The organism is Mycolicibacterium xanthum (assembly GCF_019710635.1).
Classification (GTDB): Bacteria; Actinomycetota; Actinomycetes; order Mycobacteriales; family Mycobacteriaceae; genus Mycobacterium; species Mycobacterium xanthum.
The window spans coordinates 1-17,070 of the sequence record NZ_JAIFZS010000002.1 but is presented as its reverse complement, the minus strand read 5'-3'; the positions used below and the strand labels follow the sequence as shown (position 1 = coordinate 17,070).

18 protein-coding genes are annotated in these 17,070 nt (G+C 69.6%); 7 read left to right on the top strand and 11 right to left on the bottom strand.

Going from position 1 to position 17,070, the window contains the following annotated elements; all coding sequences use genetic code 11:
* Both JDV09_RS02315 and fabG read left to right on the top strand, forming a co-directional pair.
* A partial coding sequence (locus tag JDV09_RS02315) for a glycogen debranching protein (protein ID WP_255604730.1) occupies nucleotides 1-1,306 on the top strand: 1,306 nt, incomplete at its 5' end.
* 236 nt (nucleotides 1,307-1,542) lie between these two features.
* Complete coding sequence (gene fabG, locus JDV09_RS02310; protein ID WP_221367509.1) at nucleotides 1,543-2,319, top strand: 3-oxoacyl-ACP reductase FabG; 777 nt, start codon at nucleotides 1,543-1,545, stop codon at nucleotides 2,317-2,319.
* 81 nt (nucleotides 2,320-2,400) lie between these two features.
* Here the strand turns inward: fabG and JDV09_RS02305 are convergent, their stop codons facing one another.
* Genes JDV09_RS02305 through JDV09_RS02295 form a run of 3 tightly spaced genes read right to left on the bottom strand, consistent with a single transcriptional unit; the run spans nucleotide 2,401 to nucleotide 6,697 of the window.
* Nucleotides 2,401-3,735 (bottom strand): maltokinase N-terminal cap-like domain-containing protein, encoded by a 1,335-nt coding sequence (locus JDV09_RS02305; RefSeq protein ID WP_221367508.1) that lies wholly within the window; start codon nucleotides 3,733-3,735, stop codon nucleotides 2,401-2,403.
* Nucleotides 3,735-5,534 (bottom strand): maltose alpha-D-glucosyltransferase, encoded by a 1,800-nt coding sequence (gene treS / locus JDV09_RS02300; RefSeq protein WP_221367507.1) that lies wholly within the window; start codon nucleotides 5,532-5,534, stop codon nucleotides 3,735-3,737. The genes JDV09_RS02305 and treS overlap by 1 nt, the downstream gene beginning before the upstream one ends.
* 47 nt (nucleotides 5,535-5,581) lie before the next feature.
* Nucleotides 5,582-6,697, bottom strand: coding sequence for a hypothetical protein (locus JDV09_RS02295; RefSeq protein ID WP_221367506.1), 1,116 nt, complete (start codon nucleotides 6,695-6,697; stop codon nucleotides 5,582-5,584).
* 128 nt (nucleotides 6,698-6,825) lie between these two features.
* Between JDV09_RS02295 and JDV09_RS02290 the strand changes: the two genes are divergently transcribed.
* Nucleotides 6,826-7,638, top strand: coding sequence for a HugZ family pyridoxamine 5'-phosphate oxidase (locus JDV09_RS02290; RefSeq protein WP_221367505.1), 813 nt, complete (start codon nucleotides 6,826-6,828; stop codon nucleotides 7,636-7,638).
* Between the two features lie 15 nt (nucleotides 7,639-7,653).
* Complete coding sequence (locus JDV09_RS02285; RefSeq protein WP_221367504.1) at nucleotides 7,654-8,241, top strand: orotate phosphoribosyltransferase; 588 nt, start codon at nucleotides 7,654-7,656, stop codon at nucleotides 8,239-8,241.
* On the opposite strand, the gene JDV09_RS02280 is transcribed toward JDV09_RS02285, so the two are convergent.
* The 4 genes from JDV09_RS02280 to JDV09_RS02265 are packed head-to-tail and all read right to left on the bottom strand — an operon-like array spanning nucleotide 8,228 to nucleotide 12,048.
* On the bottom strand, nucleotides 8,228-9,283 hold the full coding sequence (locus JDV09_RS02280) for an ABC transporter ATP-binding protein (protein ID WP_221367503.1): 1,056 nt from the start codon (nucleotides 9,281-9,283) through the stop codon (nucleotides 8,228-8,230). The genes JDV09_RS02285 and JDV09_RS02280 overlap by 14 nt on opposite strands.
* The gene (locus tag JDV09_RS02275; protein WP_221367502.1) at nucleotides 9,280-10,044 is read right to left on the bottom strand and encodes an ABC transporter permease; all 765 of its coding nucleotides are present in this window, start codon (nucleotides 10,042-10,044) and stop codon (nucleotides 9,280-9,282) included. The genes JDV09_RS02280 and JDV09_RS02275 overlap by 4 nt, the downstream gene beginning before the upstream one ends.
* The gene (locus JDV09_RS02270) at nucleotides 10,041-10,895 is read right to left on the bottom strand and encodes an ABC transporter permease (protein WP_221367501.1); all 855 of its coding nucleotides are present in this window, start codon (nucleotides 10,893-10,895) and stop codon (nucleotides 10,041-10,043) included. The genes JDV09_RS02275 and JDV09_RS02270 overlap by 4 nt, the downstream gene beginning before the upstream one ends.
* 1 nt (nucleotide 10,896) lies before the next feature.
* Nucleotides 10,897-12,048: an ABC transporter substrate-binding protein gene (locus tag JDV09_RS02265; RefSeq protein WP_221367500.1), complete on the bottom strand. Its 1,152-nt coding sequence runs from the start codon at nucleotides 12,046-12,048 to the stop codon at nucleotides 10,897-10,899.
* A 108-nt stretch (nucleotides 12,049-12,156) separates the two neighbouring features.
* Between JDV09_RS02265 and JDV09_RS02260 the strand changes: the two genes are divergently transcribed.
* A complete protein-coding gene (locus tag JDV09_RS02260; RefSeq protein WP_221367499.1) occupies nucleotides 12,157-12,573 on the top strand; it encodes a TIGR03668 family PPOX class F420-dependent oxidoreductase in 417 nt (138 codons plus the stop codon).
* On the opposite strand, the gene JDV09_RS02255 is transcribed toward JDV09_RS02260, so the two are convergent.
* The 3 genes from JDV09_RS02255 to JDV09_RS02245 all read right to left on the bottom strand — a co-directional run bounded on the left by JDV09_RS02255 (nucleotide 12,533) and on the right by JDV09_RS02245 (nucleotide 15,089).
* The gene (locus JDV09_RS02255; RefSeq protein WP_221367498.1) at nucleotides 12,533-13,447 is read right to left on the bottom strand and encodes a DMT family transporter; all 915 of its coding nucleotides are present in this window, start codon (nucleotides 13,445-13,447) and stop codon (nucleotides 12,533-12,535) included. The genes JDV09_RS02260 and JDV09_RS02255 overlap by 41 nt on opposite strands.
* 66 nt (nucleotides 13,448-13,513) lie before the next feature.
* The gene (locus JDV09_RS02250) at nucleotides 13,514-13,792 is read right to left on the bottom strand and encodes a hypothetical protein (protein WP_221367497.1); all 279 of its coding nucleotides are present in this window, start codon (nucleotides 13,790-13,792) and stop codon (nucleotides 13,514-13,516) included.
* A gap of 10 nt (nucleotides 13,793-13,802) precedes the next feature.
* Nucleotides 13,803-15,089 (bottom strand): MFS transporter, encoded by a 1,287-nt coding sequence (locus JDV09_RS02245; protein ID WP_221367496.1) that lies wholly within the window; start codon nucleotides 15,087-15,089, stop codon nucleotides 13,803-13,805.
* A gap of 228 nt (nucleotides 15,090-15,317) precedes the next feature.
* Here JDV09_RS02245 and JDV09_RS02240 point away from each other — a divergent pair, with 228 nt between their 5' ends.
* Nucleotides 15,318-15,521, top strand: coding sequence for a hypothetical protein (locus tag JDV09_RS02240; RefSeq protein WP_221367495.1), 204 nt, complete (start codon nucleotides 15,318-15,320; stop codon nucleotides 15,519-15,521).
* 18 nt (nucleotides 15,522-15,539) lie between these two features.
* Here JDV09_RS02240 and JDV09_RS02235 read toward each other — a convergent pair whose 3' ends face one another.
* Nucleotides 15,540-16,250 carry a beta-phosphoglucomutase family hydrolase gene (locus tag JDV09_RS02235; RefSeq protein ID WP_221367510.1) on the bottom strand — a complete coding sequence of 237 codons (711 nt, stop codon included), beginning with the start codon at nucleotides 16,248-16,250 and terminating at the stop codon, nucleotides 15,540-15,542.
* Between the two features lie 269 nt (nucleotides 16,251-16,519).
* Here JDV09_RS02235 and JDV09_RS02230 point away from each other — a divergent pair.
* The coding region (locus JDV09_RS02230; protein WP_221367494.1) for a DUF222 domain-containing protein at nucleotides 16,520-17,070 on the top strand (551 nt) is incomplete at its 3' end.

The following is a 17,070-nucleotide window of genomic DNA, read 5'->3' as shown; positions in this document are numbered from 1 at the left end:
CACGCTGTCCATGCGGGGCATCGACAACGCCGCCTACTACCACCTCGTCGGCGACGACAAACGCTACTACATGGACTACACCGGGACCGGCAACAGCCTCAACGTCAGCCACCCGCATGCGCTGCAGCTCATCATGGATTCGCTGCGCTACTGGGTCACCGAGATGCACGTCGACGGCTTCCGCTTCGACCTCGCCTCCACGCTGGCGCGCGAGTTCTACGACGTCGACCGGCTCGCCACGTTCTTCGAACTCGTGCAGCAGGATCCGACGGTCAGCCAGGTCAAGCTGATCGCCGAACCGTGGGACGTCGGCCCCGGCGGATACCAGGTGGGCAACTTCCCGCCCCAGTGGACCGAGTGGAACGGCAAGTACCGCGACACCGTGCGGGACTTCTGGCGCGGCGAGCCCGCAACACTCGACGAGTTCGCCTACCGGCTCACCGGGTCGGCCGACCTTTACGAGAACACCGCGCGCCGGCCGGTGGCGTCGATCAACTTCGTCACCGCTCACGACGGATTCACGCTGCGCGACCTGGTGTCCTACAACGAAAAGCACAACGAGGGCAACGGCGAGGACAACCGCGACGGGGAGAGTCACAACCGGTCGTGGGACTGCGGGGCCGAGGGTCCCACCGACGACCCGGAGATCAACGAGTTGCGCGGCCGGCAGCAACGCAACTTCCTGACCACCCTGCTGCTGTCGCAGGGCGTGCCGATGATCAGCCACGGTGACGAACTCGGCCGCACCCAACGCGGCAACAACAACGGCTACTGCCAGGACAACGAGATCACCTGGATGGATTGGGCCAACGCCGACAAGAGCCTGCTCGAGTTCGCCCGATCGGTATCCCAGCTGCGCGCCGGCCACCCGGTCTTCCGCCGGCGCCGGTTCTTCGACGGCAAGCCGGTGGGCCGCCGCGGTTCGGCCGGGCTGCCCGACATCGCCTGGTTCGCCCCCGACGGCGCCGAGATGACCGGCGACGACTGGGGTGCGGGTTTCGCGAAGTCGCTGACGGTGTTCCTCAACGGTCACGGGATTCCCGATATGGACGCCCGCGGACAGCGGGTCACCGACGACTCGTTCCTGCTGTGCTTCAACGCGCACTACGAGCCGATCGACTTTGCGCTCCCACCTAGGGAATTCGGCGCGGCCTGGCAACCGGTGATCTATTCGGTCGAAGGGGCGGTCATGGAGGGTTCCCGGCCGCTGGCCGCGGGCTCCACGCTGTCGGTGGAAGGGCGCGCCGTCATCGTGCTTCACGCCGCCGAGGACACCCCGGGCCGGCCGGAATCCGGCAATCCCTGACATTTCAAAGTTGTTGCGCGCCAGCATGCTTACCCGCCGCGTTGAGCCACTTTCCGGTGTGCGTGTGTTAGCTTGAACACGCTGTTGCAACCGTGGCCGCCAAGTCGGCATCGGTTGTTCGTGATGGCCACCGGCCGGGCGGGCCGGGCTGTAGGCGCCGAAGAGCGGCGGCGACCTACCGGGTGGCCACGGTTGCCAGCCTGCGGCGCCCGCCGGCATCAACCAGACTGGACTGCATGTTCTCAGTTGCGGGTAGGTCGGTCCTCGTCACCGGCGGAAGCAAGGGAATCGGCCTCGGCATCGCCTCGGTGTTCGCCACCGCCGGCGCGGATGTCGCGATCGCGGCGCGCTCGGTGCCCGACCTCGACGCCGCCGTCGCCGAGCTGGACGGGTTGGGCACCGGCAAGATCATCGGGGTCGAGGCCGACGTGTCCGATCCCGGCTCCTGCACCGCGATGGCGGCCTCGGTCGTGGACGCGTTCGGTGGCATCGACGTGCTGTGCGCCAATGCCGGGATCTTCCCCGAGGCGCCGCTGAAGACGATGACCCCCGAGCAGCTCTCCCAGGTACTCGACGTGAACGTGAAGGGCAACGTGTACAGCGTCCAGGCCTGCCTGGACGCGCTGATCGCGTCGGGCCGCGGGCGCATCGTGCTGACCTCCTCGATCACCGGTCCGATCACCGGGTTCCCGGGCTGGACCCACTACGGCGCCTCCAAGGCCGCACAGCTGGGATTCATGCGGACCGCGGCGATCGAACTGGCCCCGCACAAGATCACCGTCAACGCGGTGCTGCCGGGCAACATCCTGACCGAGGGGCTGAAAGATCTCGGCGAGGAATACCTCGCCGGCATGGCCAAGGCGATCCCGGCGGGCGCGCTGGGCACCCCGGCCGACATCGGCTACGTGGCGGCGTTCCTGGCCAGCGACGAGGCGGGATACGTCACGGGCCAGTCGATCGCGGTGGACGGCGGCCAGGTGCTGCCCGAATCACCGGACGCGGTCACACCCTGACAGCGGGCGCCGAAATGGCATTCCGGCAGCCGAAATGCGAGTTCGCGCCTGCTGGAATGCCATTTCGGCGGACCACGCGTACTAGCCGCCCAGGATGCGCTCGATCGACTTCATCGGGATCGGCAGCCAGGACGGCCGGAACCGGGCCTCGTAGGCCGCTTCGTAGACCGCCTTGTCCAGCTCGTAGGCGGACAGCAGCGGCCCGGAGTCGCGCGGGTCGGTCCCCGAGACCGCGGCGTAGCCCTCACAGAATGCGGTGCTGTTGCGGTCCACCCACTCCCGGGCGCGCGCGGCCACCTGCCGATCGCGATCGTGGTCGGCGGCCAGGTCCACCAGCCGTTGATACGCGGCGTATTCGTAGGACCGCAGCACCCCCGCGACATCGCGCAGCGGTGAGTCCGGCCGCCGTCGCTCCTCGAGCGGCTGGCCCGGTTCGCCCTCGAAATCGATGAGCAGCCAGCCCTCGGGGGTGCGCAGCACCTGACCGAGGTGCAGATCTCCGTGCACGCGCTGCACCGCGACCGACTCCCCGGCCAGCTTGCGGTAACGCTCCTCGATCAGTGCGGCGTGCGGCGCCAGTTCGGGCGCCGCCCGAGTGGCCGAGCTCAGCCGTTCCAGCACCGTGTCGACCGGGAAGTCGACCATGGTGCTGCCCAGGCTTTCGGCCAGCGTGGCGTGCACCGACGCCACCGCCTCACCCAGCCGGTAGGACTCCCCGGCGAAATCACCACCCACCTCGTCGGCGTACAGGTCGCCCTCGGCGAACAGGTCCCGGGTGCTGGCGGTGGCCATGTCCCAGCCCTCGGCGCTGTTCGCGGCGAACTCGGCGACCATGCCCAACGCGCAGGGTTCGGATCCGGCTCCGGCCCAGTCTGTTTCGTAGGATCCGAGCAGCGCCGCGACATGGGTGTTGCCGGCCCGCGCCAACACCCGGTTCAGCTCGATGTCGGGGTTGATACCCGGGGTGATCCGGCGGAACACCTTCAGCACGGCCAGGTCCTCGAAGATGACGCTGGTGTTGCTCTGCTCGGCACCCGACACCCGCGGCGCGGCGTCGACCGGAAGCGTGGCGCCGGGTTCCCGGACGAACCGCAGAGCACCGATCGTCGCCGACGCGTCGATCAGCGCGAGCAGCTCGCGCGTGGCGTCGGGGTCGTAGAGCGCGTCGTATGCGGTGCGGTCCCCGTCGGTGCCGATCGTGGCGACATCGTTGTACTCGTGGATCGGGCCGGCGCCCCACCGCACCAGCACCTGATAGCGCTCGCCGGACCCGTCGGTGTAGGACACCTCGACCAGGACGAGGTCGAGGTCGTCGCGCAGCGCGGTCACCGCGGCGGGTCGCGCCGTGGCGAGCTCGCGGCTGCGTCCGGCATACCAGCGCTGCTGGGTGATCCATTCGGCGAACGGCAGATCCATCACTGCTCACCCCCCTCGGTGACATCGGGCCGCAACGCGAACCAGTAGAAGCCGTGCCCGGGCAGGGTCAGCAGATACGGCAGCTGGCCGATCCGCGGGAATTCGACGTGGCCCGTCATCTCCACCGGGGTGCACCCGCTCCAGTGCTGCAGATTCAGCTCGATCGGCTGGGGGAAGCGGGACAGGTTGTTCACGCACAGCACCATGTCGCGACGTCCGTCGGTCTCCAGCTCACGTACGTAGGCCAGCACCGACGGGTTCGTCCCGCCCAACTCCCGGAAGCTGCCCACGGCGAACGCGTCGTGTCGGCGCCGCACCGCCAACATGGTGCGCGTCCAGTTCAGCAGCGACGTCGACGTGTCGCGCTGGGCCTCGACGTTGACCGACTGGTAGCCGTAGATGGCGTCCTGGTTGGGCGGCAGGTACAACCGGCCGGGGGTGGCCGTGGAGAATCCGGCGTTGCGGTCCGGCGTCCACTGCATCGGGGTGCGCACGGCATCGCGGTCGCCGAGCCAGATGATGTCGCCCATGCCGATCTCGTCGCCGTAGTAGAGCACCGGGGATCCCGGCAGCGACAGCAGCAGCGCGGTGAACAACTCCATCTGGTTGCGGTCGTTCTCCAGCAGCGGGGCCAGTCGGCGGCGGATGCCGACGTTGGCCTTCATCCGTGGATCCTTGGCGTATTCGGCGTACATGTAGTCGCGCTCCTCGTCGGTGACCATCTCCAACGTGAGCTCGTCGTGGTTGCGCAGGAAGATGCCCCACTGCGCCAGGTCCGGGATGTCCGGTGTCTGCGCGAGGATCTCCGAGATCGGGAATCGCGACTCGCGCCGGACGGCCATGAAGATGCGCGGCATCAACGGGAAATGGAACGCCATGTGACACTCGTCGCCGCCGGTCGCCGGATCGCCGAAGTACTCGACCACGTCGGCCGGCCACTGGTTGGCCTCGGCGAGCAGCACCCGGCCCGGGAACTCGTCGTCGATCACCTTGCGGCAGTGCTTGAGGAACGCATGCGTCTCGGGCAGGTTCTCGCAGTTGGTGCCTTCCCTCTCGAACAGGTAGGGCACCGCGTCGAGGCGGAAGCCGTCGATGCCGAGGTCCAGCCAGAACCTCAGCACGTCGATCATCGCCTCCTGCACCGCCGGGTTGTCGTAGTTCAGGTCGGGCTGGTGGGAGAAGAACCGGTGCCAGTAGAACTGCCTGCGCACCGGGTCGAACGTCCAGTTCGACTCCTCGGTGTCGACGAAGATGATCCGGGCGTCGGGATACTTCTCGCTGGTGTCGCTCCACACGAAGAAGTCGCCGTACGGACCGTCCGGGTCGTTCCGCGACTCCTGGAACCAGGGGTGCTGGTCCGACGTGTGGTTCATCACCAGGTCGGTGATGACGCGAATGCCGCGGCGGTGCGCGGCATCGAGCAGTTCGACGAAATCCTCGACGGTGCCGAACTCGGGCAGCACCTTGTAGAAGTCGCGGATGTCGTAGCCGCCGTCACGGAGCGGGGAGTCGTAGAACGGTGGCAGCCAAAGACAGTCGACACCAAGCCATTTCAGGTAGTCGAGCTGCTCGGTCAGACCGTGCAGGTCCCCGGCTCCGTCGGAGTTGGAGTCGTAGAACGCGCGTACCAGCACCTCGTAGAAGACCGCCTTCTTGAACCAGATGCGGTCTTCGGGCAGGGCGCGCGCGGAGGCGAAGTCGTCGGCGGACGGATGCTCCACGGAGCGGCCGTCGGGCCCCTCCTCGACGTGGCTGCCCTCCACGGGGCCTGCTGAGCGGGTGCGAATGCTGTCGTCCATACAGTTCCCAACCTACCCAGGTCGACGGAAAATGAACCACCGAGCGGTCACCGCAGGAAGCGCTCGGCCCCCGCGGTCCGCAGGAACCTCGTGCTGTCGGCCTGCCGGTAACCGATCACGCCACCGCTGAACGTCAGGAACACCAGGCCGGCCACCCCCGGCAGCGCTACCGCGGCGAGCTCGGCGACGGCGGGGGCCCGTAGCTCTCTCGGCGGGGAGCCGAACCGCGTCGTCTGGCCCCTCGGCGGCGTCACCGCGGTGTGGGCGGAGACCTCGGGGGTGGGCGGCAGCGAGCCGTGGATCACCGGGGTCCGCGCACCGGCGACTCCGGGCGGGGTGACGCCGGGTTCGGGCACGGCGGCCACCCCCGACCCCCGTGGCGGCGCGGCCTCGAGGCCGCCCGGGTTCGTCACCCTCGGCACCGTCACCAGCGGGGCCTGGAACACGGCGCCTTCCGACATCATCTGGCCGCCGCCGGTGCTGCCGGTGGTCGCGTCGGCGACGGGGGATTCCTCCTGGGTGCGGAAGGCCGGACCGGGATCCGGTTGCGGTGTCGGGGCGATCGCCAGCGCGGCGAGGAACCTCTCGAATATCCGCGCCGGCAGCTCGACGGCGAACTCGACGGTGGACTCGACGGCGGAGTAGATCGACTGCACCGTCGTCGCCAGCGTGCCCACCGAAATCTCGCCCGCCCCGGGCAGCCGCGGGGCCGGGATGGTCAGGGAGTCGCTGTACCGGGTCGTCTTCGACGGGAACGGATCCGCGTCGATTCCCGCGACGGGGTAGCCACCGCCCGGGTCCGCCGCGGCGGCGGAATCGTCACCGGGATTCACGACGCCGGAATCGTCACCGGGATCCACCGCGCCGGAATCGTCACCGAGATCCACCGCGGCGATCCGGGAGTTCTGTGCCGACTCGGATTCGGTGACCACCACGCTGTCCGGTTGCGCGTCGCCACCCCCGCCGATTTTGCTGGACGACACGGATTCGGCCTCGGCGCTCGTGGTGGCGGTCGAGGCTGCGCCCGGGCCATCGGAATCCTGACTGGAGCCGTCCATATCCGAGGGTTCCGCGACCGCGGGAACCGCACCGATACCGCCCGTCAGCAGGCCCAGGGAGAGCACGCCGGCCGCCGCGATGGCGCGCAGCGTGGACTCCGCCATGATGCCCCCATTTTTCAATGGCGTCGGTTGCCCGACGGTACGGCGATACCGGTGCGATTTTCGGACATCTGGACGGCTGACCGGGCCGGGTTTGCTTGCTGGGGCCCGGCACGCGCTATCGTGCCCGCGTGAGCTCCGGCGGCCAGACGCGCGACCACGGCGACCCCGGCGATGCGCCCAGCGTGCCACCGCCGCTGACCGACGTGGTCGACACCACGCGACCGTCGGCGGCCGAGGAGGCCCGCACGATCGCCGCATCCACCAACACCGCGACACTGGCCACGCTCACGGTCGACGGGGATCCCTGGGCCTCCTTCGTCACCTACGGGCTGCTCGGCGGTGACCCGGTGCTGTGCGTGTCCAACCTGGCCGAGCACGGCCGCAACCTCGCCCATGATCCACGCGCCAGCATGGCGATCGTCGCGCCCAACTCGCACAGCGACCCGCTGGCCAGCGGACGGATCACGCTGGCCGGGCACGTCGAGCCACCCGCCGGCGCCGAGCGCGCCGCGGCCCGCGACGCGCACCTGGCGGCGGTGGCGGCGGCGAAGTACTACATCGACTACAGCGACTTCACGCTGTGGGTCCTGCGCGTGCAGCGGGTGCGCTGGGTCGGTGGCTACGGGCGGATGGACTCCGCCACCGGCGCCGACTACGCCGCGGCCGTCCCCGACCCGGTGGCCCCGGCCGCGGCCGGCGCCCTGGCCCACCTCAACGCCGACCACGCCGACGCCCTTGCCGCGATGGCCCGCACCCTCGGCGGCTACCCCGACACCGTCACCGCGACGTGCACCGGCGCGGACCGCTACGGACTCGACCTGCGGGTGGACACCGAGCGCGGGATGGCCTACACCCGGATCGGCTACCCCACGCCCATCGACTCCATCGACGAATTGCGTTCGGCCACCGTGGAGTTGACCCGCAGGGCCCGAGAACGCTGAACTACCATCGGCGGTATGTCTGATCAGGCCTCATCCTCGGGGCGCCCGGATACCTGGCAAGCGGCCTTCGACCTCATCCGCACCCGCGGCCACGAGTACCGCGCCGAGCCGTTCCGGCTGGCCAGCGGTCAGCTCAGTCACGACTACATCGACGGCAAGTACGCCGTCGACACCGGCGAACGGCTGGCCGTGGTCAGCAGGGCGGTCGCCGATCTGGCCGCGGCCAACGGCATCGAGTTCGACGCCGTCGGGGGCCTGACGATGGGCGCCGACCCGCTCGCGCACGGCGTGGCGATGGTCACCGGCAAGGCGTGGTTCTCGGTGCGCAAGGAGCAGAAGACCCGCGGGCGCGAGCAGTGGATCGAGGGCACCCGGCTGCAGCCGGGCACCCGGGTGCTGTTGGTCGACGACGTGATCAGCACCGGCGGGTCCACCGAACTGGCGCTGGAGCGGATCGCTCCGCTGGGTGTCGTGGTGACCGGCGTCATCCCGATGGTCGACCGCGGCGACATCGCGGCACGCCGGTTCGCGGCGCACGGCATCCCGTTCCATGCGCTGGTCGGCTACCGCGACCTGGGCATCGAACCGGTCAAGGACGTGTGACCGGGACGACGAGGACGCCACCGGTCTCGATCCCGAGCCGGACGCGCTCGCCCGGCGCGAAGGACTGTGCGGCAGCGCTGGCCAGCTGAGCGTTGACCGTCGTGCCGTCGGCGGATGCCACGTTGACCCGCGACACCGCGCCGAGGAACGACACGGCGACCACCGATGCGGTGCCTCCCGGATCTGCGGTGACGGTCACCGACTCCGGGCGGACCATCGCCACCCCCGCGCCGTCGACCGACCCGGCCAGCGCCGGCACCGACAGGCCGAGCAGCTCGGCGCGGCCCGAGGTCACCCGGGCCGGGATCCTGTTGTTCAGGCCGACGAAATCGGCGACGAACGGCGTCGCCGGATGGGCGTAGAGGTCGGCCGGCGCGGCCAGCTGTTCCAGCCTGCCCAGGCTCATCACCCCGACCCGGTCGGCGATCGCCAGGGCCTCCTCCTGGTCGTGCGTGACGAACAGCGTGGTGGTGCCCACCTCGAGCTGAACCCGCCGGATCTCGTCGCGCAGCTGAGTGCGCACCTTGGCATCCAGCGCGGACAACGGTTCGTCGAGCAGCAGCACCCGCGGCCGGATGGCCAGCGCCCGGGCCAGCGCGACCCGCTGCTGCTGGCCGCCGGAGAGCTCCGCGGCGTACTTGTGGGAGTGCGCCGACAGGTCCACCAGATCGAGCATGTCGGCGGCCCGTTCGGTGCGCTCCCGCTTCGACATTCGCCGCATCTTCAGCCCGAACGCCACGTTTTCGAGCACCGTCAGGTGCGGGAACAGGCTGTAGGCCTGGAACACCATGCCCATGTCGCGCTTGTTGGCCGGTACCCGGCTGATGTCGGCGCCGCCGACCGACACCGTCCCCGAGGTCGCCTCGTCGAGCCCGGCCAGGATCCGCAGCGCGGTGGTCTTACCGCAGCCCGACGGTCCCAGCAGGGCCACCAGCTCGCCGGGCCGCACGTGCAGGGTGAGCCCGTCCAGCGCCCGGGTGTTGCCGTACACCCGGGTGAGGTCGTCGAGTTCGACGGTCACCGGCGCCGTGCCGCCGCTCATCGGCCCATCCTGCGGCCGCGGCGGGTCACCAGCGACAGCGCGAGCAGCAACACGAAGCCGAACACCAGGGTGGCCAGCGAGGCGGCCACCGACGTCGGGCCGTCGGTCTTTCCGATCAACACGATCTGCACCTGCAGGGTCTGGTAGCCGCTCAGCGACGCGATGGTGTATTCGCCGAGCACCACGGCGATCGAGATGAAGGCGGCCGACAGGATTCCCGACCAGATGTTGGGCACCACGACCCTCAGCATCGTGGTCACCCACCCCGCGCCCAGCGAGCGGGCCGCCTCGGCGAGCGTGGACAGGTCGACGGCCGCCAGCGACGCGTCGATCGCGCGGTAGGCGAACGGCAGCACCACGACCACGTAGACGAACGTCAGCGTCAGCGGCGACTCACCGAGCAGGTAGGTGACCCACAGGTAGACGTTGCGCAGCCCCACCACGATCACCAGCGCCGGGATGGTCAGCGGCAACAAACACAGGAACTCGATCGGGCCCCTGGCCCACGGAGCGCGCAACCGCACCCAGATCATCGTCGGCACCAGCAGTACCAGCATCGCGGTGACGGTGAAGACCGCGAGCAACAGCGAGACCACGATCGCCCGGTACAGGGCGTCGTCGGCGACCAGGTTGGCCCAGGCCTGCAGGGTACGTCCACCGCCGATCAGGTTGCGGGTGGAGAAGTCCGCCATCGCGTAGAGCGGGAAGAGGAAGAACAGCCCGAACGCCACCCACAGCCCGGCACGGATCGCCGTCCTCATGCCAGCCATCGTGAGCTCCTGCGCAGCAGCAGGTTGTAGGCCGCCATCACCAGCGCCACCACCACGATCATCTCCAGCGCCAGCGCGTAGGCGAAGCCCGCCTGCCCGAGCACCACGTCGCTGGTCAGCGACGTCCGGATCAGCAGCGGCACGATCGGCGAACCCTGGCTGACCAGCGCGGCCGCGGTGGCGTAGGCGGCAAAGGCGTTGGCGAACAACAACAGTGCCGAGCCGAGAAATGCAGGGGTGAGCAGCGGGACCGCCACCTCACGCCAATACCGCCAGGTGGAGGCGCCGAGGCTGACCGCGGCCTCCCGCCACTGGTCGCGCAGACCTTCCAGCGCGGGCAGGAACACGATCACCATCAGCGGGATCTGGAAGTAGGTGTAGACCAGGGTCAGTCCACCCAGGCTGTAGAGCCAGCCCGAACCGGCCAGGTTCCAGCCGAACGCCTGCTGCACCCACAGCGTCAGGACGCCGTTGAGGCCGACCGTGGCCAGGAACGCGAACGCCAGCGCCACACCACCGAACTGGGCGAGCACGCTGCACAGCGACAGCACCGCCCGCCGGACCATCGAGGTGGCCGGGCTGCTGGCGATGAGCCAGGCCAGCAGTCCGCCGAACACCGCCCCCAACAGCGCGGTGGACGCGGACAGCAGCACGCTGTTGGCCAGTGCGGTCAGCGCGGCGCCGCTGAACAGCGCCGCGACCCGGTCCAGCGAGAACACCCCGTCGCCGTAGACGGCGTTGACCACCACGGTGACCGTCGGGATCAGCAGGAAGACGGCGACGACGGTCAGAAACGGCAGCAGCGGCAACGACTCCCGGGCTGCCCGCCGGACACGCCGCACGTCAGCCCACGGCCGCGGCCCAGTTGTCCGCGAGGTACTTCGATGCGGCCTCGGTCTGCTGAGGCGTCGGCACGGTCACCGGTCCGTCGATGATCGGCAGTGTCTCCGCGGCCTCCTTGTCGAGCGTTCCGTCGGCGGCCATCACGTCGGCCCGGACCGGCCGAACCCCGCCGCGCGCGAACAGATTCTGGCCCTCGTCGCTGTACAGGAACTCCTGCCACAGCCGGGCCGCGGCCGGGTGCGGGGCATCCTTGTTGATGGCCTGGTAGTAGTAACCGGCGACAGCGTTGTCCGGCGGCACCACCACCTGCCAGCTGGGCAGCTTCTTGCTCTCGGCGCTGTTGGTGTAGTTCCAGTCGATGACCACCGGGGTCTGGCCGGACTCGATGGTCGCCGGGGTCGGGTCGACCGGCAGGAAGTTGCCCGCCTCCTTCAGCTTGCGGAAGAACTCGACGCCCGGCGCGATGTCGTCGGCGGACCCGCCCTGCGACAGCGCCACCATCAACACGCCGGAGAACGCGGCGCCGGCCTGCGTCGGGTCGCCGTTGAGCGCGACCTTGCCCTGGTACTCGGGCTTGAGCAGGTCGTCGACGCTGGTGACCGGCGGCACCTTCGACGAGTCGAAGCCGATCGACATGTAGCCGCCGTAGTCGTTGACCCAGGTGCCGTCGGGATCCTTGTACGCCACCGGGATGTCGTCGAACACCTCCACCCGGTACGGCGCGTACTGCGAGGTGTTGGCCAGCGCCACCGCCTGGCCGAGGTCGAACACGTCGGGGGCGGTGCTGCGGCCCTTCTGCTGGTCGGCGGCGTTGATCTCGTCCTGGCTGGACGCATCCGGCTGTGCGGAATTGACCTTGATGCCGTACTTGTCCGAGAACGCCTGGATGATCTCCCCGTAGTTGGCCCAATCCGGCGGCAGCGCAATCACATTGAGCTCCCCCTCGGCCTTGGCGGCCTCGACGAGGCCGTCCATCCCGCCGAAGTCGGCCGCCGAGGTGGCCTCGGCGGCGGAGACCCCGGACTCGGTCTGGGCGCCGGAGTTGTCCTTCTCCGGCGGGGCGCAGGCCGCCGCGCCGACCGCGAGCAGGCCGACGGCTGCGCCGGCGAGGATCCTGGACATCACCTGGGTGGTGTTCCGCGAGATGTTCATTGCCGAACCTTCCGATGGTCAGGAGGCCGCGGGGTGACCCGGCGGTTACCGCCTCGCGACACCGCGGTGAATGAATCCTGCGAGTCGTTCGCACCATACCCTGGTGCCGTGCCGGATTTCGATGCTCTTGGCGCTTTCACCGCCGCCCGGGTCGCGGTGCTGGGCACCGTCGGCGGCAGCGGCGCACCCCACCTGGTCCCGGTCGTGTTCGCCTCGGCCGACCCGCCCGGCGGGGTGCTCTACACCGCGGTCGACGGCAAGCCGAAGTCGACGCGGCGACTGCGCCGGCTGGCCAACATCGAGCACAACCCGACTGTCAGCCTGCTGGTCCAGCACTACGATGAGGACTGGTCGCGGCTGTGGTGGGTGCGGGCCGACGGGACCGCGGCCGTGCACCCCGACGGCCCGGAACTCGCGACCGGTCTGGCGTTGCTGCGCCGCAAGTACGTTCAATACCAGCGGCTCGCACTCGACGGCCCGGTCATCACCGTGAGCGTGACCCGCTGGGCGTCGTGGCACGCGTGACCGCCGCCTCCAGCCTCTCTTCGTAGGCTCCTTCGTCACGCCCCAACGCGATGGTCCCCGCGAGCATCGCCAGCGTCGAGACCGCGATGGCCACCGCGTCCCAGCGCCCGACATCGAGGTGCTCGCCGAGCACCACGGCGCCCAGGATCACCGCGATCACCGGTTCGAGCACCAGCATGGTGGGCACCGACGTCTGCAGGGATCCGGCGTGGAAGGCGGACTGCTGCAGCAGCGTCGCGACGACCCCGAGCAGCGCCAGCAGATAGAGCACCGGCGTGGTCAGCACCGCGACCACACCTTCATGGGTGAGCACGTGCATGACGAGCTTGGTGAGCACCGCGACCACCCCGAAGAGCACCCCCACCGCGACCGCCAGCAGCACCGCACGCCGCCACCCGGCGTTGCGGGCGGCGACCACCACACAGGCCAGCACCGCACCCGTGCAGACCACCGCCACCACCGCGGAAGCCGTCAGCGAGGCCTCGTAGTCGCCGGGGGTGGCCTTGGCCAGCAGCACGAACACGGCCAGCGCCGCGGTGAGCAGCAGCGCCCACGCCCACTCCCCGCGGGTCACCCGCCGATGCGCCAGCCGCGCGCTGAGCGGCAAAGCGAACAACAACGCCGACACCAGGATCGGCTGCACCAACAGCAGCGAGCCGCTGGCCAGCGCCATCGCCTGGAAGGCGTATCCGGCCACCGCTGCGCCGGTGCCGGCCCACCACAGCGGACGCCGGATCAGCGTCTGGAACATCACCGCGCTGACGCCGTGCTCGGCGGGAACATCGATGGTGGCGCGCTGCCGCACCACGATGCCGATGGCCAGGAACACCGCCGCGAGAAATGCGAGCAGCACCGTCAGACCATGGCCGAGCACCCGACAAGGACAGCACATTTCCCGGCGCAGCGCCCAGTCCGGCGGCGTGTCGGGCGCGAACTCCCGTCAGCCGGCCTCGCGCTCGTCGACCAGTCGCAGGCGAGGTCTGCCCGGCTCGTCCCCCGGAGCGATCCTGTCGTTGACCGAGGCGACGACCGAGTCCACCCGGTGCACGGCGCGGTCGCACATCCCCCGCACCCGGTCACCGGCGGCGTCGACGTCGTCGGCCGCACTGAGCAGGTGGGCACGCAGGTTGACCCGCAGGCGCTCACCGGCGCGGCGGATCCTGCGCCGCAACCGGTCGTCGACCTCGACGGTGACGTAGGGCAAGACCTGGAGCTTCATCCGCCCCAGCCTAGCGGGACGCCACCGCACCCGGAACCAGCGAACGACCTGCCGTCTCGCGCAGGGTCAGCACCGCTCCGAGCGACACCACCGCGGCGACGACCAGGTAGTACGCCGGTGCCACGGCGCTGCCGGTGGTGGCGGTCAGCCAGGTGACGACGTAGGGGGTGGTACCGCCGAACAGCGCCACGCAGACGTTGTAGCCGATCGAGAACCCGCTGAACCGCACCCGCGTGACGAACAGTTCGACCGCGGCCGACACGGCCGTGGAGACGTAGACCGATTCGATCAGGGCCAGCACGCAGTGCGCCGCCAGCGCCGCCGCCAGCGATCCGGTGTTGAGCAACAGGAACAGCGGATAGTCCAGCACCGCGAAGGCCACCGACCCGGCGATCAGCAGCGGCCGGCGGCCGATCCGGTCCGACAGCACCGCCAGCGGCAGGATCGCGACCAGCGCGACCAGACAGGCGAGCGTGATCGAGAAGAAGGCGTCGGTCGCCGAGAACTTCAGGGTCTTGATGAAGTACGTGGGCAGGAACGCGAACACCACGTAGTAGCCGATGTTGAACACGATCATCACGCCGATCACCTGCAGGATCTGCCGCCACGACGTGGTGATCGCCTCGCGCAGCGGCGAGGCGGCGGTCTGTGCGGCCCGGCTCAACTCGGCGAACTGCGGGGTGTCGGACAACCGGAGCCGGATGTAGAGCCCGACCAGCCCGAGCGGCCCGGCGATCAGGAACGGAATCCGCCAGCCGTAGCTCTCCATCGCGGTGGCCGGCAGCAGCGCCTGCAGCAGCGTCACCGTGATCGCGCCGAGCAGAAAGCCCAGCACGCCCGACCACACCATGAAGGTGACCGTCACCCCGCGGCGGGCGTCGGAGGCGAACTCCGCCAGATACACCGCACCGCCGCCGTACTCGCCGCCCGCCGAGAACCCCTGCAGGCAGCGCAGCACGAGCAGCAGCAGCGGAGCCGCCACGCCGATCGAGCTGTAGGTGGGCAGCAGGCCGATGGCCAGGGTCGCGGCGGACATCAGCAGGATCACCAGGGCCAGCACCCGCTGGCGTCCGATGCGGTCCCCGAGCGGCCCGAAGACGAAGCCGCCGAGCGGACGCATGAAGAACGCGGCCGCGAAGATCAGGAACGTATTGAGCAGGGCCGCCGTCTCGTCGCCGGCCGGGAAGAACTGGGCCGCGATGAACGTCGCCAGGAAGCCGTAGATCGCGAAGTCGAACCACTCCACCGCATTGCCGATGGACGCTCCGGTCACCACCTTGCGAATGTCGGATTGCATCACCAGACTCCCGAGATTAAGCGCAGCGCTGAATATTTCGCTTGTGCGCCACCCGGCGGCGGCACGCACAGGGCAACATATCGCGGCGCCACCGGTGGTTGTCCACCCGTCCGACCGTCCGGGCCGGATCCGCGCCGCCTCACCGGCATCGGCGGCCGCCGGAGCGCGCCCCGAAGGCCGCCGTCTCCACCCCGAAACCACCTTTCCCCGAATAGCTTTCGCGCTTGCTTGAGCGGCCGAGCCGGGCGTCCAGGCGCCTGGCTGCCGGTGCTGGTGCTGGTGCTGGTGCGCTACGGGTACGTCGAACGGCCGAATGTTCCTGCGGCGCTGGAACTCATCGACCGCTCGCCGTCCGAGGGACCGATGGATCTGAGCCGCGCAACCTACTTCCTGGATCCCACCGTGATCATCGGTTCACGGCTGCAGATCTGAGCGCGTCGCCGGCGATCGTCACGGCAGCAGATCCCCCAGATCCGTCACGACGATGTCGGCGCCATTTTCCCGCAGCGCCTCGGCCTGCCCGACCCGGTCGACGCCGACCACCAACCCGAAACCACCTGCGCGTCCGGCGGCCACCCCGGACAGCGCATCCTCGAACACCGCCGCCTCCGCGGGATCGACCCCGAGCAGTTGCGCGGCCCGCAGAAACGAGTCCGGTGCCGGTTTGCCCGCGATGTGCTCGCGGCGCAGCGTGACGCCGTCCACCTGGTGCTCGACGAAGACATCCAGCCCGGACATTTCGAGCACCGCACTGGTGTTGGCGCTGGACGAGACGACGGCCCTTCGCAGCCCCGCGTCGGCGGCAGCCTGCAGATAGCGCCTGGAGCCCTCGAACACGTCCACCCCGTCGTCGTGCAGCGTGCGCAGAAACGCCTCGTTCTTGCGCTGCCCCAACGCGGTGACGGTGTCGTCGTCGACGCTGATTCGGCGGCTGTCGAGGAACGACCTGATCCCATCCTCGCGCGGCTTGCCGTCAACGTAGCGCCCGTAGTCGGCTCCGGCGTCGAATGCCACGAACTCTTCCCCGGTGTCGGCGCTACGGGCGCGCAGGAAGTCGTCGAACATGGCCTTCCACGCCCGTCGGTGCACGCTTGCGGTGTCGGTGAGCACGCCGTCCAGATCGAACAAGCAGGCGCGTATACGGTCGGGTAAGCCCAGCATCTTCTTCTTCATACCGTGTCGGTCGGGCGAGTGATGCCCCAAGACCGCCGAAGAACAGCTCGAGTTGCCCCCGGCTGCTCTTGACCGAAAGCTCGGCGACTTCCGAGGGCCGCCACCACTGGCGGTGCTTGGCCGGTGCGATGCGATGACCTGGGCGTCGCGCTGAAGTGCGCCGGGGTTATCCCCAATCGCGGTTTCATCCACAGCCTGGGTGTGGGTGGTCTGCCGGCCGCGGGGTATGGTCACCGGAGCCGGGTAGCGTCGCACACATGTTCGATGGTTCGCTTCCGGGTCCGGCCGCGGTCACCGACGCCTCCGATGCCGAGCTGATCGACGCGATCTCGGGCTGGGCGCGCGCGGCCGCCTCCGCGGAGGCCCGCAAGTTCGCCGCACTGGCCGAATGGCACCGCCGTGCCAGCGCCCGGCCGCTGCTCCCGCGCGCTGCCTGCGACGACACCGACAACGCCGCCGCGCAGGTGGCGTGCGCGTTGACGATCTCACACGGCCGCGCGCAGGGGCTGATGGAGACCGCGGTCAAGCTGCGCGACCACCTGCCCAAGCTGGGGCGGCTGTTTGTGGCCGGCGAGGTCAGCGAGCGGGTGCTGAGCCGGATCATGTCGCTGACCTCGCTGGTCGACGACGACGCGGTGTGGGACGCCCTCGATGAGCAGTTCGCCGAGACCGCCGCCGGCTGGGGGGTGCTCTCCGGGGACAAGCTCGACACCGCGATCAAGGTGTGGATCCACACCTATGACCCCGACGCGATCCGCCGGGTGCCCGCCCGGCTGCGCGACCGCGACTTCGTCGTCGGCAAACACGA